Here is a 17,073-nt window from a genome sequence, read left to right on the forward strand (position 1 = left end):
TCTTTGTCTTTTGGCATTGCATGGAGTTGAGCTGAAGTGGCGCTGCTGTGTCATTCCAAGGCCTCTGCCGACAGTCGTGTCGATCTTGCAGATTCTCTGGAATGGCATCCCGCCAAACCCAGTCTCACTCTCGGTTCTGAAGTGGCACCGCAAGCCGCTATGACTGCGTTGTCGGGCCGTGTGGCCTGAGCGCATACAAGGAGAGAGACCATGAGTTTGTTCAATAAAGTCACCAAGACCTTCCAGTGGGGCAACCACGCCGTCGTGATGGAAACCGGCGAGATCGCCCGTCAGTCCAGCGGCGCGGTTGTCGTGAACATCGAAGGCACCGTGGTGCTGGCCACCGTGGTGGCCAAGACCGAAGCCAAGGCCGGCCAGGACTTCTTCCCGCTGACCGTGGACTACATCGAGAAGACCTACGCTGCCGGCAAAATCCCGGGCAGCTTCTTCAAGCGTGAAGGCCGCCCCAGCGAGCTGGAGACTCTGACCAGCCGCCTGATCGATCGCCCGATCCGCCCGCTGTTCCCGGAAGGCTTCTACAACGAAGTTCAGGTCGTGGTGCATGTGCTGTCGCTGAACCCTGAAGTTCAAGCCGACATCGCCGCCTTGATCGCATCCAGCGCTGCGCTGGCTGTGTCCGGCATTCCGTTCAATGGCCCGATCGGCGCTGCGCGCGTGGGCTATGTCAACGGCGAATACATCCTGAACCCGGGCAAGACCGAGCTGATCAACAGCAAGATGGACCTGGTCGTTGCCGGCACCCAAGCTGCCGTGCTGATGGTGGAATCGGAAGCCGACGGCCTGAGCGAAGAGATCATGCTGGGCGCCGTGGTCTACGGTCACGAGCAAGGCAATATCGCCATCGCCGCCATCGACGAGCTGGTGCGTGACGCCGGCAAGCCGGCCTGGGACTGGAAGGCTCCGGCCAAGAACGAGCCGCTGATCGCCAAGGTTGGCGCCCTGGCCGACGAAGCCCTGGCCGCCGCCTACCAGATCCGCAACAAGCAAGCCCGCACCCAGGCTTGCCGTGCGGTGACGGCGAACGTGTTCAAGGCGCTGACCGACGAAGGCGTGGCGTTCGACAAGGTCGAGGTGGAAAGCCTGCTGTTCGAGATCGAAGCCCGCATCGTGCGTGGTCAGATCCTGGCTGGCGAGCCCCGCATCGACGGCCGCGACACCCGCACCGTGCGCCCGATCGAGATCAGCAACAGCATCCTGCCGCGCACCCACGGTTCGGCCCTGTTCACCCGCGGTGAAACGCAAGCACTGGTGGTGGCAACGCTCGGTACCGATCGCGACGCCCAGCGCATCGACGCCCTGGCCGGCGAGTTCGAAGACCGCTTCATGCTGCACTACAACATGCCTCCGTTTGCCACCGGCGAAACTGGCCGCGTGGGCAGCCCGAAGCGCCGCGAAATCGGCCACGGCCGCCTGGCCAAGCGCGCGCTGATCGCCGCTTTGCCGAGCAAGGAAGACTTCCCCTACACCATGCGTGTGGTGTCGGAAATCACGGAAAGCAATGGCTCCTCGTCGATGGCTTCGGTCTGCGGCGGCTGCCTGGCCCTGATGGACGCAGGCGTGCCGATGAAGGCCCATGTGGCCGGCATCGCCATGGGTCTGATCAAGGACGGCAACCGCTTCGCCGTGCTGACCGACATCCTGGGTGACGAAGATCACCTGGGTGATATGGACTTCAAGGTGGCTGGCACCACCGGTGGCATCACCGCCCTGCAGATGGACATCAAGATCCAGGGCATCACCAAGGAAATCATGCAGGTCGCCCTGGCGCAAGCCAAGGAAGCCCGTCTGCACATCCTGGGCAAGATGGTCGAAGCCATGGGCGCGGCCAACACCGAGGTGTCGCAGTTCGCGCCGCGCCTGTACACCATGAAGATCAACCCGGAAAAGATCCGTGACGTGATCGGCAAGGGCGGCGCCACCATCCGTGCGCTGACCGAAGAAACCGGCACCACCATCGACATCGGCGAAGACGGCACCATCACCATCGCCTCGACCGACGCCGAGAAGGCCGAATACGCCAAGAAGCGCATCGAGGAGATCACTGCTGAAGTTGAAATCGGCAAGGTCTACGAAGGCCCGATCACCAAGATCCTGGACTTCGGTGCCCTGGTGAACCTGCTGCCTGGCAAGGATGGTCTGCTGCACATCAGCCAGATCGCCCACCAGCGCGTCGAGAAGGTGACCGACTTCCTGAAGGAAGGTCAGATCGTCAAGGTCAAGGTCATGGAAACCGACGAAAAGGGTCGCATCAAGCTGTCCATGAAGGCCCTGATCGAGCGCGACGCCGCGCCCGCTCAAGCGCCGGCTGAAGCCGCTGAGTAAAAACTGTCCATGAAGGCGATCGCCATCACCCGCCCCGGCGGGCTCGAGGTGTTGCAACTGATCGAGCGCCCTGATCCCGTCGCCGGGATCGGGGAGTGCTTGATCGCGGTGGAGGCCTATGGCATCAACCGCCCCGATGTTCTGCAGCGCAAGGGCGCCTATCCGCCGCCGGCGGGTGCCAGCGATCTGCCGGGTCTGGAGGTGGCGGGGCGCATCGTCGCCGGTGATGCCGAGGCCCTGGCGGCTTCGGGTTTCAAGCTGGGTGACGCGGTCTGTGCCTTGGTGGCGGGCGGTGGCTATGCCGAGTTGTGCGTGGCGCCGATTGGCCAGTGCCTGCCGGTGCCTGCCGGCTGGAGCATGGCGGAGGCGGCCAGTCTGCCGGAAACCTGCTTCACGGTCTGGTCCAACGTGTTCGCGCGTGCCGCGCTGCAGCCGGGTGAGAGCCTGCTGGTGCATGGCGGCAGCAGCGGCATCGGTGTCACCGCCATCCAGATGGCCAAGGCGCTGGGTTCGCGTGTGCTGGTGACGGTGGGCTCGGCAGCCAAAGCCGAGGCCTGCTTGAAGCTGGGTGCCGATGTCGCCATCAACTATCGCGAACAGGATTTCGTTGCGGAAGTGAAGGCGGCGACGGCAGGGCGGGGCGTCGACGTCATTCTGGACATGGTGGCTGGTTCCTATGTCGAGCGTGGCGTGCAATGCCTGGCCGATGATGGTCGCATGGTCATCATTGCGGTGCAGGGTGGTGTTGAGGCTCGCTTTGATGCGGGCGCGGTCTTGCGTCGTCGTCTGACGATCAGTGGCTCGACCCTGCGGCCGCGTTCGCAGGCCTACAAGGCGGGTGTTGCGGAGGCCTTGCGTGAGCGTGTGTGGCCTTTGCTGGCTGCGCGAGAGATTTCGCCAGTGCTGTACCGTCAGATGCCGGCGGCCCAGGCGGCCGAAGCGCATGCGCTGATGGAATCGGGCGAGCACATCGGCAAGATTGTTTTGACTTGGTGAGCGGCAGTCCTCAGTGGGCCTCGATTGGGCTTGCTGGGAGTTTGGAGAACGAGATGCGCAAGAAATTGGTCGTTGGCAACTGGAAGATGCATGGCAGCCGTGCGGCCAACGCGGCCCTGTTGTCGGGCCTGAAGGAGCTGGGGCCCTGGTCGGCCGATGTGGCGGTCTGTGTGCCATTCCCCTACCTGGCCGAAACGGCTTTGGCCTTGACGGGGCAGGCTGTCGGTCTGGGTGCGCAAGATTGCTCGGCTTTCGAGCAAGGCGCCTACACCGGCGAGGTCTCTTCGGCCATGCTGGCCGATTTGGGTTGTCGTTATGTGATCGTTGGTCACTCCGAGCGTCGTGCCTACCATCACGAAAGTGATCAGCTGGTGGCCGACAAAGCCAAGGCGGCACTGGCGCACGGCGTGACGCCCATCGTCTGCGTGGGTGAGACCCTGGCAGAACGCGAGGCTGGCCAGACCGAAGCGGTCGTCAAGCGTCAGCTGGCTGCGGTCATCCACACCCTGACCCATTGCATCGGTGAAATCGTGCTGGCCTATGAGCCGGTGTGGGCCATCGGTACGGGTTTGACTGCCACGCCGGAGCAGGCGCAAGCGGTGCACGCGGTCCTGCGCAAGCAGTTGCATGCGGCCACGCAGAAGTCGGATGCCATGCGCATCCTGTACGGCGGCAGCGTCAAGCCCGACAACGCGCTGCAGTTGTTTGCACAGCCCGATATCGATGGTGGCTTGATTGGTGGCGCGGCCTTGAAGGCCGCGGACTTCGCGGCCATCTGCCGTGCAGCGCACTGAAAGTTGGCTTGAAACCCTGGGTGGATTGCCTGATCGGCAATCGGCCCTTTGAAAAGAACGATTGACTGGAGAGTTAGAGATGCAGGTCTTGATGAATTTGGTTCTGGTGGTGCAGTTGCTGAGCGCGCTGGCCATGATTGGCTTGGTGCTGGTGCAGCAAGGCAAGGGTGCCGATATGGGTGCCAGCTTCGGCAGTGGTGCTTCGGGCAGCTTGTTCGGCGCCACCGGCAGCGCCAACTTCCTGTCGCGCAGCACGGCTGTGTGCGCGACCTTGTTCTTTGCCTGCACTTTGGCTCTGGCCTATCTGTCCAACCACCGCAGCGGTGGTGCTGCCGCTGAAACGGTTCTGGATCGCGCGGCTCCGGCAGCCGTCGCAGCATCGGGTGCTGCAGCCATTCCAGGTGCTGCGCCTGCGTTGGCACCCGTGGTGGCTCCGGCCGCCTCTGCTGCTTCGAACTGATCGCTTGATGCGAAAGCCTGCGCACGCGCTGTGGTTCCGGCTGGCGTGCGCAGCGCCAGGCGCTTGAGTCACGTGCGATCGCGGCCGCATGCCGCCCGCTTGCAGGCTTGGTGCTTGGGGTGGACGATGTTCGGATGAGCTCGCCGCAGATATTTTGAGTGCTTCGATCTGAAATGATCAAAAGTGCGAAATTTTCGGTATAGAATTCAAGGCTGTCTGGGAAGCAATCCCTCTCGCTGATGAAGATCGGCGCCAGACAGAGTTGAGAAGTGAAATTCAGCCGTCGTGGTGAAATTGGTAGACACGCTATCTTGAGGGGGTAGTGGCGAAAGCTGTGCGAGTTCGAGTCTCGCCGACGGCACCAAATGTTCGGTTAATATCCAAAGGTTGGAGCCTGCGGAATATTGGTCGTAGCGCCTCTGTTGCAAGGGTGTGAGCAAACGAAGTTTGTCGCATTTTTGCGGGGGACATGGCGGGCGCAGTCCGTGAGCGATACATTCGCTGGCGGCGCGCCCGTTGCTTTTGTTAAATCACTGCATAAAACTCGGCCGGGGCCTGGAGGCGTACGGCGGTTTTTCAAAGAGCGTCACCTATGAACTTGGATCAGTACCTCCCCGTCATCCTCTTCATCCTGGTCGGCGCAGGCGTCGGTGTGGCGCCCCAAGTGCTCGGCTTTCTGCTGGGTCCCAATCGGCCGGATCAGGCCAAAAACTCCCCCTACGAATGCGGCTTCGAGGCCTTTGAAGACGCGCGCATGAAATTCGATGTGCGCTATTACCTCGTGGCCATTTTGTTTATCTTGTTTGACCTGGAAATTGCTTTCCTGTTTCCCTGGGCGGTTTCGCTCCGTGAGATTGGTGCGGCTGGTTTCTGGTCGATGATGATTTTCCTGGGCATTCTGGTCGTGGGTTTCGCCTACGAATGGAAAAAGGGCGCCCTGGACTGGGAGTGATTGTTAGCCCCTCGCCCGGCGCGCTGCGCTGGTCGGTCCCCCGAGGGGACGCCCCTCCGTCGATGGATGGGCATGGCGGGCTCGCTCGGCAGCAATGCTGGGTCAGGGCTCGGCGCTCGGCTCGCAAGGGCCTGAACGAATGAAAGCTTGCAATGGGTATTGAAGGCGTATTGAAAGAAGGCTTTGTCACCACTTCGGTCGACACGCTGATCAACTGGTCCAAGACCGGTTCCCTCTGGCCCATGACCTTCGGTCTGGCCTGCTGTGCGGTGGAAATGATGCACGCGGGCGCGGCCCGTTATGACATCGACCGTTTCGGCATGTTGTTCCGCCCCAGCCCGCGCCAGAGCGATCTGATGATCGTGGCCGGCACGCTGTGCAACAAGATGGCGCCGGCCCTGCGCAAGGTCTACGACCAGATGGCCGAGCCACGCTGGGTGCTCTCCATGGGTTCCTGCGCCAACGGTGGCGGCTACTATCACTACAGCTACTCCGTCGTGCGCGGCTGCGACCGCATCGTGCCGGTTGATGTGTATGTGCCGGGCTGTCCGCCGACGGCCGAGGCCTTGCTGTACGGCATCCTGCAATTGCAGGCCAAGATTCGCCGTGAAAACACGATCGCGCGCTGAAGGATCAAGCACCGATGAGCAAACTTGACACCCTCAAGACCGCGCTGGAGGCTGCCCTCGGCGAGCGCATCCAGAGTCTGAAGACCGAATTTGGCGAAGTCACCCTGCAAGTGCGGGCGGCCGATTACCTCAGCGTCGCCAAGACCCTCCGTGATCACTCCGAACTGCGCTTCGAGCAGCTGATTGACCTCTGCGGTCTCGACTACAGCAGCTACAAGGACGGTGCCTACGACGGCCCGCGTTACGCTGTGGCGTCGCATCTGCTGTCGGTCAACAAGAACTGGCGTTTGCGCCTCAAGGTTTGCTGCCCGGATGACGATTTCCCGTCGGTGGCAGCCATCACTCCGATCTGGAACTCGGCCAACTGGTTCGAGCGTGAAGCCTTCGATCTCTACGGCATCATTTTTGATGGCCACGAAGACCTGCGTCGCATCCTGACCGATTACGGCTTCATCGGCCACCCGATGCGCAAGGACTTCCCGACCTCGGGTCATGTGGAAATGCGCTACGACGCCGAGCAAAAGCGCGTGGTCTACCAGCCGGTGACCATCGAGCCGCGTGAAATCACGCCGCGCATCATTCGCGAAGACAATTACGGTGGACTTTGATTCATGGCTGAAATCAAGAACTACACCCTGAATTTCGGTCCTCAGCATCCCGCCGCTCACGGCGTGCTGCGCCTGGTGCTGGAGTTGGATGGCGAAGTCATCCAGCGCGCCGATCCCCATATCGGCCTGCTGCACCGTGCCACCGAAAAGCTGGCTGAGAGCAAGACCTACATCCAGTCGTTGCCCTATATGGATCGCCTGGACTATGTGTCCATGATGGCCAACGAGCAGGCCTACTGCCTGGCGATCGAGAAGATGCTCGGCATTGAAGTGCCGGAACGCGCGCAATACATCCGCGTGATGTTCGCCGAGATCACCCGCCTGCTGAATCACCTGATGTGGTTGGGTGCGCACGGTCTCGATTGCGGCGCGATGAACGTGCTGATCTACGCTTTCCGTGAGCGTGAAGACCTGTTCGATATGTACGAGGCCGTGTCGGGCGCTCGCATGCATGCGGCCTACTTCCGCCCGGGCGGTGTCTACCGCGATCTGCCGGACACCATGCCGCAGTACCGCGTGTCCAAGATCAAGAACGCCAAGACCCTGGCCAAGATGAATGAGAACCGCAGCGGCTCGCTGCTGGACTTCATTGAGGACTTCTGCAATCGCTTCCCCAAGAACGTCGACGACTACGAAACCCTGTTGACCGACAACCGGATCTGGAAGCAGCGCACCGTGGGCATTGGCGTGGTGTCGCCTGAACGCGCACTGAACATGGGCTTCACCGGCCCGATGCTGCGTGGTTGTGGCATCCCCTGGGACCTGCGCAAGACCCAGCCTTACGACGCCTACGCCAAGCTGGACTTCGACATCCCGGTCGGCACCAACGGCGATACCTACGACCGTTACGTCGTTCGCGTCGAGGAAATGCGCCAGTCCAATCGCATCATTCAGCAATGCGTGAAATGGCTGCGCGCCAACCCGGGCCCGGTCATTACCGACAATCACAAGGTGGCGCCGCCTTCGCGTGTAGACATGAAGTCGAACATGGAGGAACTGATCCACCATTTCAAGCTGTTCACCGAAGGTTTCCGCGTGCCGGAAGGCGAGGCCTACGCGGCCGTCGAACATCCCAAGGGTGAGTTCGGCATCTACATCGTCAGCGATGGCGCCAACAAGCCTTACCGTTTGAAGATCCGTGCCCCGGGCTTTGCCCATTTGGCTGCGCTGGATGAGATGGCCCGTGGCCACATGCTGGCCGACGCGGTGGCCATCATCGGCACGATGGACATCGTGTTCGGCGAAATCGATCGTTGAGTGATGAGCAGAACGATGACAACGAACAACGAAACCTATGTGCTGAGCGATGCCACGGCGGCCCGCTTTGCGCGTGAAGTGGCCAAGTACCCGGCGGATCAGAAACAATCAGCCGTGATGGCCTGCCTGTCCATCGTGCAGCAGGAAATCGGTTATGTGTCGCGCGCCAGCGAAGACGCGATCGCCGCCTACCTGGGCATGCCGCCGATCGCCGTCTACGAAGTGACGACCTTCTACAACATGTACAACCAGCGCAAGCTGGGTCAGTTCAAGTTGAATGTCTGCACCAATCTGCCTTGCCAGCTGCGTGACGGCCAGAAGGCGCTCAAGCACCTCTGCGAAAAGCTGGGCGTGGAAGAGGGCGGTACCACGGCCGACGGCCTGTTCACCGTGCAAAAGAGCGAGTGCCTGGGTGCTTGCGCGGACTCACCAGTCATGCTGGTCAACGACCGCCAGATGTGCAGCTTCATGAGCAACCAGCGCCTCGATGAGCTGGTGGACGTGCTCAAGGCCCATGCTGCGGCCGAAGCCGCTGCGGCCAAGAACTGAGGAACGGGAAGAAGCATGCTGGATCTATCCAAGTTTCAGAGTCAGGGCGTCGAGACCTGTTTCCATGATCGCCACATTGGCGCACAGATTTACGCCGGTCTGGACGGCAAGAACTGGGGCCTGAAGGACTACGTGGCACGTGGCGGTTATGCCGCGCTGCGCAAGATCCTGAAAGGCGAGGGTGCTCCGGAAGGCACGCCGCTGACCCAGGATCAGGTCATCGCCGAGGTCAAGGCTTCGGGCCTGCGTGGCCGTGGCGGCGCCGGCTTCCCCACCGGCCTGAAGTGGAGCTTCATGCCGCGCCAGTTCCCGGGCGCCAAATACCTGGTCTGCAATTCGGACGAGGGTGAGCCGGGCACCTGCAAGGACCGCGACATCCTGATGTTCAACCCGCACATCGTGATCGAAGGCATGGCCATCGCCGCCTTCGCCATGGGCATCAAGACGGGCTACAACTACATCCACGGCGAGATCTTCGAGGTCTACGAGCGCTTCGAAGCGGCCCTGGAAGAAGCCCGTGCGGCCGGTTTCCTGGGTGACAACATCCTGGGCTCCGACTTCAGCTTCCAGCTGCACGCCTTCCACGGTTTCGGCGCCTACATCTGCGGCGAAGAAACCGCGCTGCTCGAGTCGCTGGAAGGCAAGAAGGGCCAGCCGCGTTTCAAGCCGCCGTTCCCGGCCAGCTTCGGCCTCTACGGCCGCCCGACCACCATCAACAACACCGAGACCTTTGCGGCTGTCCCCTGGATCATCCGCAACGGCGGCCAGCCCTATTTGGAAATCGGCAAGCCCAACAACGGCGGCACCAAGATCTTCTCGGTCTCGGGTGACGTGGAGCGCCCGGGCAATTACGAGATCCCGCTGGGCACGCCGTTCTCCAAGTTGCTGGAGCTGGCTGGTGGCGTGCGCAAGGGCCGCACGCTCAAGGCCGTGATTCCTGGCGGCTCGTCCTCGCCGGTGCTGACCGCCGAGGTCATGATGAACTGCACCATGGACTATGACTCCATCGCCAAGGCCGGCTCCATGCTGGGCTCGGGCGCGGTCATCGTCATGGACGACAGCCGTTGCATGGTCAAGAGCCTGCTGCGCCTGTCCTACTTCTATGCCCACGAGTCTTGCGGCCAGTGCACGCCTTGCCGCGAAGGCACGGGCTGGATGCACCGGGTGGTCGAGCGCATCGCCAACGGCCAGGGCAAGCCCGAAGACATCGACCTGCTGAACTCGGTGGCCGACAACATCCAGGGTCGCACGATCTGCGCGCTCGGCGATGCGGCGGCCATGCCGGTGCGCGCCATGATCAAGAACTTCAAACACGAGTTCGTTCATCTGATCGAACACAAAACGGCTCTGGTGCCGGCCTCGGTCTGAGGCAGGACAGGACACGACATGATTGAAATCGAACTCGACGGCCAGAAGGTAGAGGTCCAGGAAGGCAGCATGGTCATGCATGCAGCCGAAAAGGCCGGCACCTACATCCCGCATTTCTGCTACCACAAGAAGCTCTCCATCGCCGCCAACTGCCGCATGTGCCTGGTGGATGTGGAGAAGGCACCCAAGCCCATGCCGGCCTGCGCCACGCCCGTGACCCAGGGCATGATCGTTCGCACCAAGAGCGAGAAGGCCGTGAAGGCGCAGCAGGGCGTGATGGAGTTTCTGCTGATCAACCACCCGCTGGATTGCCCGATCTGCGACCAGGGTGGCGAGTGCCAGCTGCAAGACTTGGCCGTGGGCTACGGTGGCAGCAAATCTCGCTACACCGAAGAAAAGCGCGTGGTTTTCCACAAGAACGTCGGCCCGCTGATTTCCATGCAGGAAATGAGCCGTTGCATCCATTGCACCCGCTGCGTGCGCTTCGGCCAAGAGATTGCCGGCGTGATGGAGCTGGGCATGGCCCACCGTGGTGAGCATGCCGAGATCCAGACCTTTGTCGGCCGCTCGGTGGACTCCGAGTTGTCGGGCAATATGATTGACATCTGCCCGGTCGGCGCCCTGACCAGCAAGCCCTTCCGCTACAGCGCTCGCACCTGGGAGTTGTCGCGCCGCAAGAGTGTCAGCCCGCATGATTCGACCGGCGCCAATCTGATCGTCCAGGTCAAGAACAACCAGGTGATGCGCGTCGTTCCGCTCGAGAACGAAGCCGTCAACGAATGCTGGATCGCCGACCGCGACCGCTTCTCCTACGAGGCCCTGAACAGCGACCAGCGCATCAGTCAGCCCATGATCAAGCAGGGGGGGGCCTGGAAGACCGTCGACTGGACCACGGCGCTGGAATACGTGGCCAACGGCCTCAAGCTGGTCAAGGCCGAACACGGCCCGGCGGCCATCGGTGCCCTGGGCTCGGCCCACAGTACGGTGGAAGAGCTGCATCTGCTGGCCAAGCTGGTGCGCGGTCTGGGCAGCCAGAACGTCGACCACCGCCTGCGCCACGCCGATTTCAGCAACACCGCCGAAGCCGGCAAGGCCCATTGGCTGGGTGGCTCGATCGCCGCGCTGAGCGAGCTGGATCGTGCCCTGGTCGTGGGCAGCTTCCTGCGCAAGGATCACCCGCTGTTTGCGCAGCGCCTGCGTCAGGCCGCCCGTCACGGCGCCCAGATCAGTGTGATCCACGGCAGCGAAGACGATTGGCTCCTGCCCATCGCTGCACGCATCACCGCGGCGCCGAGCGCCTGGCTGCAGTCGCTGGCCGCTGTTGCTCAAGCCGTGGCCCAGGCCAAGGGCGTGAGTGCACCGTTGAGCGCTGAAGTGACCCCGGCTGCGAACGCGATCGCCGAATCGCTGCTGAGCGGCGAGCGCAAGGCGGTTCTGCTGGGCAATGCCGCTGCACAACATCCGCAAGCCGCGGCCTTGCTGAGCCTGGCCAACTGGATCGCTGCCCAGGTGGGCGCTCAAGTCGGCTACCTGACCGAAGCCGCCAACACCGTCGGTGCGCAGTTGGTTGGCGCTGTGCCGCAAGGCAATGGTTTGAATGCCGCCCAGATGCTGGGTGCGCAAGCCGGCGGCGCGCCGCTCAAGGCTGTGATCCTGCTGAACACCGACCCGGTGCTGGAGAGCGCCAACGCGGCCGCCGCTGCGAAGAGCCTGGCCGCGGCCGAAATGGTCGTGGTGCTGAGCCCCTTCAAGAGCGGCATCGAGTACGCGGATGTGATCCTGCCGACCTCGCCCTTTACCGAGACCTCGGGCTCTTTCGTGAACGCGGAAGGTCGCCTGCAGAGCTTTGTGGGCGTGGCCAAGGCCCTGGGCGAAACGCGCCCGGGCTGGAAGATCCTGCGCGTGCTGGGCAATCTGTTGGCTCTGGATGGTTTCGGCCAGGACAGCTCCGAGCAGGTGCGCAACGAAGCGCTGGGTGTGGATGCTGATTTGAGCAGCCGCCTGAGCAATGCCAGCCAAGCGCCGGTGCAGCTGCAAGCGGCAGCGGGTGGTCTGGATCGCCTGGCCGAAGTGCCGATCTATGCCACAGATGCCCTGGTTCGCCACTCGACCTCGCTGCAGCTGACCACCGACGCCCGCCAGGCGGCCGTGGCCCGTCTGCCGCAGGCGCTGTGGGATCAGCTGGGCTTGGCCGAGGTGCAGGGCGCTTCGGTGCGCATCAGCCAGGAAGGCGCCGGCACCGTGCAACTGCCGGCCCAGCTCGACGCCAAGCTGCCCGCGAATGTGGTGCGTGTGCCCGTGGGGCTCCCGGAAACTGCGGCCCTGGGCGCGGCCTTCGGTTCGCTGAACGTGTCCAAGGTGTGAGGCGAGAACAGCAATGATTGACACCCTCTACCAAACTGGCGCCAGCCTGCTGGGCGGTGCCTGGCCCGTGGTCTGGAACCTGATCAAGATCATCGTGCTGGTTGCCCCACTGATGATTTGTGTGGCCTACCTGACCTTGTGGGAGCGCAAGGCCATCGGCTGGACACAGATCCGTCCGGGCCCGAACCGTGTCGGCCCCTACGGTCTGCTGACCCCCATCGCTGATGCGGTCAAGCTGATCTTCAAGGAAATCATCGTCCCGACGGCGGCCAACAAGGGCCTGTTCTTCCTCGGCCCCATCATGACCATCATGCCGGCCCTGGCCGCCTGGGTTGTGATCCCCTTCGGCCCGGAAGTCGCGCTGTCCAATATCAACGCCGGCCTGCTGTTCCTGATGGCCATCACCTCGCTTGAGGTTTACGGCGTGATCATTGCCGGCTGGGCCTCGAACTCCAAGTACGCTTTCCTGGGTGCGCTGCGCGCGTCCGCTCAGATGGTCAGCTACGAAATCCCCCTGGGCTTCGCCCTGGTGATCGTGCTGATGGTCAGCGGCAGCTTGAACATGAGCGACATCGTCATGAGCCAGTCGCGCGGTCAGTTCGCCGACATGGGCCTGAACCTGCTGTCCTGGAACTGGCTGCCTCTGCTGCCGATCTTTGGCGTCTACTTCATCTCCGGCCTGGCTGAAACCAACCGCCACCCCTTCGACGTGGTGGAAGGTGAGTCTGAGATCGTGGCCGGCCACATGGTCGAGTACTCGGGCATGTCCTTCGCCATGTTCTTCCTGGCCGAGTACGCCAATATGTGGCTGGTCTCGATCCTGACCGTGCTGTTCTTCCTGGGCGGCTGGCTGGCCCCTGTGGCTGCGCTGGACTTCATCCCGGGCTGGATCTGGCTGGGTCTCAAGACCTTCTGCGTGGTCACCGTGTTCCTCTGGGTTCGCGCCAGCTTCCCGCGCTTCCGTTATGACCAGATCATGCGTCTGGGCTGGAAGATCTTCATTCCCGTGACCCTGGTCTGGTTGGTCGTCGTCGGCCTCTGGATTCAGTCGCCGTACAACATCTGGAAGTGAGCTGAGGTCCTCCCATGTCTGCAGTGAGCTTCGTCAAGAGCTTCATGCTCATCGAGCTGTTCAAGGGCCTGGCCCTGACCGGCCGCCATTTCCTGTCGCGCACGATCACCGTGCAGTTTCCGGAAGAAAAAACCCCGCTGTCGCCGCGTTTCCGCGGTCTGCACGCGCTGCGCCGTTACGACAACGGCGAAGAGCGCTGCATTGCCTGCAAGCTGTGCGAAGCAGTCTGCCCGGCGATGGCCATCACCATCGAGTCCGATGTGCGCGATGACGGCTCCCGCCGAACCACGCGTTATGACATCGACCTGACCAAGTGCATCTTTTGCGGTTTTTGCGAGGAGAGCTGCCCGGTCGACTCGATCGTGGAAACCAATATCTTCGAGTACCACGGCGAAAAACGCGGCGACCTCTACTTCACCAAGGACATGCTCCTGGCTGTGGGTGACCGCTATGAACCCGAGATCGCAGCCCAAAAGGAGGCCGACGCAAAGTACCGTTGACCCCTCGTCCGAGAGTACTCGGCCGCTCCCCCAAGGGGACGCAGAGGTCCGCCGGCCAACGCCGCCGTGCACCTCGGCTCGAGTCGCCCTGAACTTGTTTCAAGGCGGCCCGGCGGGCGACTCGATCGGACAAGAGTTAAGTACTGCTGGAACGCTATGGAAATCACCACTGCTCTGTTCTACATCTTTTCGGCCGTGTTGCTGGGCGCCTCGTTCCGTGTGATCACGGCGCGCAGCACTGTGCATTCGGCCCTGTTCCTGATCCTGGCCTTCTTCAATGCCTCGTGCATCTGGATGCTGCTGAAGGCGGAATTCCTGGCCATCACCTTGGTGCTGGTCTATATCGGCGCCGTCATGGTGCTGTTCCTGTTTGTGGTGATGATGCTGGACATCAATTCAGACCACGTGCGGGAGGGTTTTTGGAAGCACATGCCGATGGCTGGCCTGGTCGGCGCCTTGATCGCGCTGGAAATGGCCGCCATCCTGATGGGTGGCTTCCGCCTGGCTGACGCGCCGGAGCTGTCGCCCGCAGCCATGCAGTTGGGCAACACCAAGCTGCTGGGCATCGCCATCTACACCCAGTACCTCTATCCCTTGCAGATTGCGGCCGTGCTGCTCCTGGTGGCCATCATTGCCGCCATCGCGCTGACCCTGCGCCGCCGCAAGGATTCACGCAGCCAAGACGCCTCCGAGCAGGTCAAGGTCAAGAAGGCCGACCGCCTGCGCATCGTCAAGATGGCGCCCACGGTGGAACTGCCCGCCGCGCCTGCAGCCGATGCTGCTGCTGACACAGGAGCCAAAGCATGATGAGCTTGACCTTGGGCCATTTCCTGACCTTGGGGGCGATCCTGTTCGCCATCTCGGTGGTGGGCATCTTTTTGAATCGCAAGAACCTGATCGTGCTGTTGATGGCGATCGAGCTGATGTTGCTCGCGGTGAACCTGAACTTCGTGGCCTTCTCGCACTACCTGGGCGATATGGCGGGCCAGGTGTTCGTGTTCTTCATCCTGACCGTGGCGGCCGCCGAGTCGGCCATCGGCCTGGCCATTCTGGTCGTGCTGTTCCGCAACCGGGCGTCCATCAATGTCGAAGAGCTCGACGCGCTGAAGGGCTGAAGAACAATGTCTGCACAACTCTCTCAGAACCTCCTGCTGGCGGTGCCGCTGGCCCCGCTGGTCGGCGCCGTCGTGGCCGGCCTGTTTGGCAAGCAAGTGGGCCGCAAGGGTGCTCACACGGTCACCATCCTCGGCGTGCTTGTGGCCTTTATCTTGTCGGCCATGACGCTGGAATCCGTCATCAACGACGGTGCCCGTTTCAACCAGACCATTTATGAGTGGATGGTGGTGGGCGGCTTGAAGATGGAAGTCGGCTTTCTGGTCGATGGCCTGACCGCGATGATGATGTGCGTGGTGACCTTTGTGTCGCTGATGGTGCACATCTACACCATCGGCTACATGGAAGAAGATCCGGGCTACCAGCGCTTCTTCAGCTACATCTCGCTGTTCACCTTCTCGATGTTGATGCTCGTGATGAGCAACAACATGCTGCAGCTGTTCTTCGGTTGGGAAGCGGTGGGCCTTGTGTCCTACCTGCTGATCGGCTTCTGGTACACCAAGCCGACCGCCATCTTCGCGAACATGAAGGCCTTTCTGGTCAACCGCGTCGGAGACTTCGGCTTCATCCTCGGCATCGGCCTGCTGGTGGCCTACGGTGGTTCGCTGAACTACACCGAGACCTTCGCCAAGGCTGGTGAGCTGGCTCAGATCAAGTTCACCGCACCGCTGTGGGGCTCGGACTGGATGATGCTGAGCGTGGCCTGCATCTGCCTGTTCATCGGTGCCATGGGCAAATCGGCCCAGTTCCCGCTGCATGTGTGGCTGCCGGACTCGATGGAAGGCCCGACCCCCATCTCCGCGCTGATCCACGCCGCCACCATGGTGACGGCCGGCATCTTCATGGTCGCCCGCATGAGCCCGCTGTTCGAGCTCTCGGACACGGCGCTGAACTTCATCCTGGTGATCGGTTCTATCACGGCCCTGTTCATGGGCTTCCTGGGCATCATCCAGAACGACATCAAGCGTGTGGTCGCCTACTCGACCCTGTCGCAGCTCGGTTACATGACCGTGGCCCTGGGTGCCTCGGCTTACTCGGTGGCCGTGTTCCACCTGATGACCCACGCCTTCTTCAAGGCCCTGCTTTTCCTCGGCGCGGGCTCGGTGATCATTGGCATGCACCACGACCAGGACATCCGCAATATGGGTGGTCTGTGGAAGTACATGAAGGTGACCTGGATCACCTCGCTGCTGGGTTCGCTGGCCCTGATCGGCACGCCCTTCTTCTCGGGTTTCTACTCCAAGGATTCGATCATTGAAGCGGTGCACGCCAGCCATCTGCCGGCGGCGCAATGGGCTTACTACGCGGTCATCATCGGCGTGTTCGTCACCGCCTTCTATTCCTTCCGGATGTACTTCCTGGTCTTCCATGGCAAGGAGAACTTCCGTCACAAGCCCTTCCCGGGCGAGCATGACCATCATGACGACCACGGTCACCATGAGCCTCATGTGCCTCACGAGTCGCCTTGGGTTGTGACCCTGCCGCTGGCCTTGCTGGCGGTGCCTTCGGTGCTGATCGGTTACTTCACCATCGCCCCGATGCTGCATGGCGATTTCTTCAAAGATGCCATCTTCATCAACCACCAGGTCCACCACGCCATGACTGAGCTGGGCCATGAGTTCCACGGCGCTGCGGCCATGGCTGTGCATGGCCTGCAGACGCTGCCGTTCTGGCTGGCTCTGGGCGGGGTGGTGACGGCTTACCTGTTCTACATGGTCTGGCCGGCCGTGCCGGCGACCTTGGCTCGTGTGCTGCGTCCGCTGATCGTGGTCCTGGAGAACAAGTACTTCATGGACTGGATCAACGAGAACATCTTGGCCAAGGCCGCGCGAGGCTTGGGCCTCGTGTTCTGGAAGGCCGGTGACGGCGCCGTGATCGACGGTGTGCTGATCAACGGCTCTGCGCATGCGGTTGGCGGCATCGCCGGCCTGGTGCGTCGCGTTCAAACCGGCCACCTGTACTGGTATGCGCTGGTGATGATCCTGGGCGTGATCGGCCTGATGACCTGGCAGCTGTGGCCCTATATGTGGCCCCAACTCAAGACCCTGACCGGTCTGTGATTGAGGGC

The 17,073-nt window shown here is 62.2% G+C and carries 16 protein-coding genes and 1 tRNA gene; all 17 read left to right on the forward strand.

Features of this window, described 5'->3' with window-relative positions:
• Nucleotides 1-210: 210 nt before the first annotated feature.
• Entirely contained in the window at nucleotides 211-2,343 is a 2,133-nt protein-coding gene (pnp, locus tag C1O66_RS22995; RefSeq protein WP_102770316.1) for a polyribonucleotide nucleotidyltransferase, read from the forward strand.
• A 9-nt stretch (nucleotides 2,344-2,352) separates the two neighbouring features.
• Complete coding sequence (locus C1O66_RS23000; RefSeq protein ID WP_102770317.1) at nucleotides 2,353-3,339, forward strand: NAD(P)H-quinone oxidoreductase; 987 nt, start codon at nucleotides 2,353-2,355, stop codon at nucleotides 3,337-3,339.
• A gap of 53 nt (nucleotides 3,340-3,392) precedes the next feature.
• Nucleotides 3,393-4,133, forward strand: coding sequence for a triose-phosphate isomerase (gene tpiA / locus C1O66_RS23005; protein ID WP_102770457.1), 741 nt, complete (start codon nucleotides 3,393-3,395; stop codon nucleotides 4,131-4,133).
• A 79-nt stretch (nucleotides 4,134-4,212) separates the two neighbouring features.
• Complete coding sequence (gene secG / locus C1O66_RS23010; RefSeq protein ID WP_102770318.1) at nucleotides 4,213-4,593, forward strand: preprotein translocase subunit SecG; 381 nt, start codon at nucleotides 4,213-4,215, stop codon at nucleotides 4,591-4,593.
• A gap of 279 nt (nucleotides 4,594-4,872) precedes the next feature.
• Nucleotides 4,873-4,957, forward strand: a tRNA-Leu gene (locus C1O66_RS23015).
• Nucleotides 4,958-5,185: 228 nt separating this feature from the next.
• Nucleotides 5,186-5,545 (forward strand): NADH-quinone oxidoreductase subunit A, encoded by a 360-nt coding sequence (locus C1O66_RS23020; protein WP_102770319.1) that lies wholly within the window; start codon nucleotides 5,186-5,188, stop codon nucleotides 5,543-5,545.
• A 152-nt stretch (nucleotides 5,546-5,697) separates the two neighbouring features.
• Complete coding sequence (locus C1O66_RS23025; protein WP_047484384.1) at nucleotides 5,698-6,174, forward strand: NuoB/complex I 20 kDa subunit family protein; 477 nt, start codon at nucleotides 5,698-5,700, stop codon at nucleotides 6,172-6,174.
• Nucleotides 6,175-6,188: 14 nt separating this feature from the next.
• Nucleotides 6,189-6,782, forward strand: coding sequence for an NADH-quinone oxidoreductase subunit C (locus tag C1O66_RS23030; RefSeq protein WP_102770320.1), 594 nt, complete (start codon nucleotides 6,189-6,191; stop codon nucleotides 6,780-6,782).
• 3 nt (nucleotides 6,783-6,785) lie between these two features.
• Nucleotides 6,786-8,039 (forward strand): NADH-quinone oxidoreductase subunit D, encoded by a 1,254-nt coding sequence (locus tag C1O66_RS23035; protein ID WP_102770321.1) that lies wholly within the window; start codon nucleotides 6,786-6,788, stop codon nucleotides 8,037-8,039.
• Between the two features lie 15 nt (nucleotides 8,040-8,054).
• Entirely contained in the window at nucleotides 8,055-8,588 is a 534-nt protein-coding gene (locus tag C1O66_RS23040; RefSeq protein ID WP_207796061.1) for an NADH-quinone oxidoreductase subunit NuoE family protein, read from the forward strand.
• Between the two features lie 15 nt (nucleotides 8,589-8,603).
• Complete coding sequence (gene nuoF / locus C1O66_RS23045) at nucleotides 8,604-9,956, forward strand: NADH-quinone oxidoreductase subunit NuoF (protein WP_102770322.1); 1,353 nt, start codon at nucleotides 8,604-8,606, stop codon at nucleotides 9,954-9,956.
• An 18-nt stretch (nucleotides 9,957-9,974) separates the two neighbouring features.
• Nucleotides 9,975-12,320 carry an NADH-quinone oxidoreductase subunit NuoG gene (nuoG, locus tag C1O66_RS23050; protein WP_102770323.1) on the forward strand — a complete coding sequence of 782 codons (2,346 nt, stop codon included), beginning with the start codon at nucleotides 9,975-9,977 and terminating at the stop codon, nucleotides 12,318-12,320.
• A gap of 13 nt (nucleotides 12,321-12,333) precedes the next feature.
• Nucleotides 12,334-13,392 carry an NADH-quinone oxidoreductase subunit NuoH gene (nuoH, locus tag C1O66_RS23055; RefSeq protein ID WP_102770324.1) on the forward strand — a complete coding sequence of 353 codons (1,059 nt, stop codon included), beginning with the start codon at nucleotides 12,334-12,336 and terminating at the stop codon, nucleotides 13,390-13,392.
• Between the two features lie 14 nt (nucleotides 13,393-13,406).
• Entirely contained in the window at nucleotides 13,407-13,892 is a 486-nt protein-coding gene (gene nuoI, locus C1O66_RS23060; protein WP_102770325.1) for an NADH-quinone oxidoreductase subunit NuoI, read from the forward strand.
• Between the two features lie 156 nt (nucleotides 13,893-14,048).
• Nucleotides 14,049-14,699: an NADH-quinone oxidoreductase subunit J gene (locus tag C1O66_RS23065; RefSeq protein WP_102770326.1), complete on the forward strand. Its 651-nt coding sequence runs from the start codon at nucleotides 14,049-14,051 to the stop codon at nucleotides 14,697-14,699.
• Complete coding sequence (nuoK, locus tag C1O66_RS23070) at nucleotides 14,699-15,007, forward strand: NADH-quinone oxidoreductase subunit NuoK (protein ID WP_102770459.1); 309 nt, start codon at nucleotides 14,699-14,701, stop codon at nucleotides 15,005-15,007. Before C1O66_RS23065 ends, nuoK begins: the two co-directional genes overlap by 1 nt.
• Before the next feature lie 6 nt (nucleotides 15,008-15,013).
• Nucleotides 15,014-17,065, forward strand: a complete 2,052-nt coding sequence (gene nuoL, locus C1O66_RS23075; RefSeq protein WP_102770327.1) for an NADH-quinone oxidoreductase subunit L — start codon at nucleotides 15,014-15,016, stop codon at nucleotides 17,063-17,065.
• Nucleotides 17,066-17,073 lie beyond the last annotated feature (8 nt).

Source organism: Paucibacter aquatile (genome assembly GCF_002885975.1).
Classification (GTDB): Bacteria; Pseudomonadota; Gammaproteobacteria; order Burkholderiales; family Burkholderiaceae_C; genus Paucibacter_A; species Paucibacter_A aquatilis.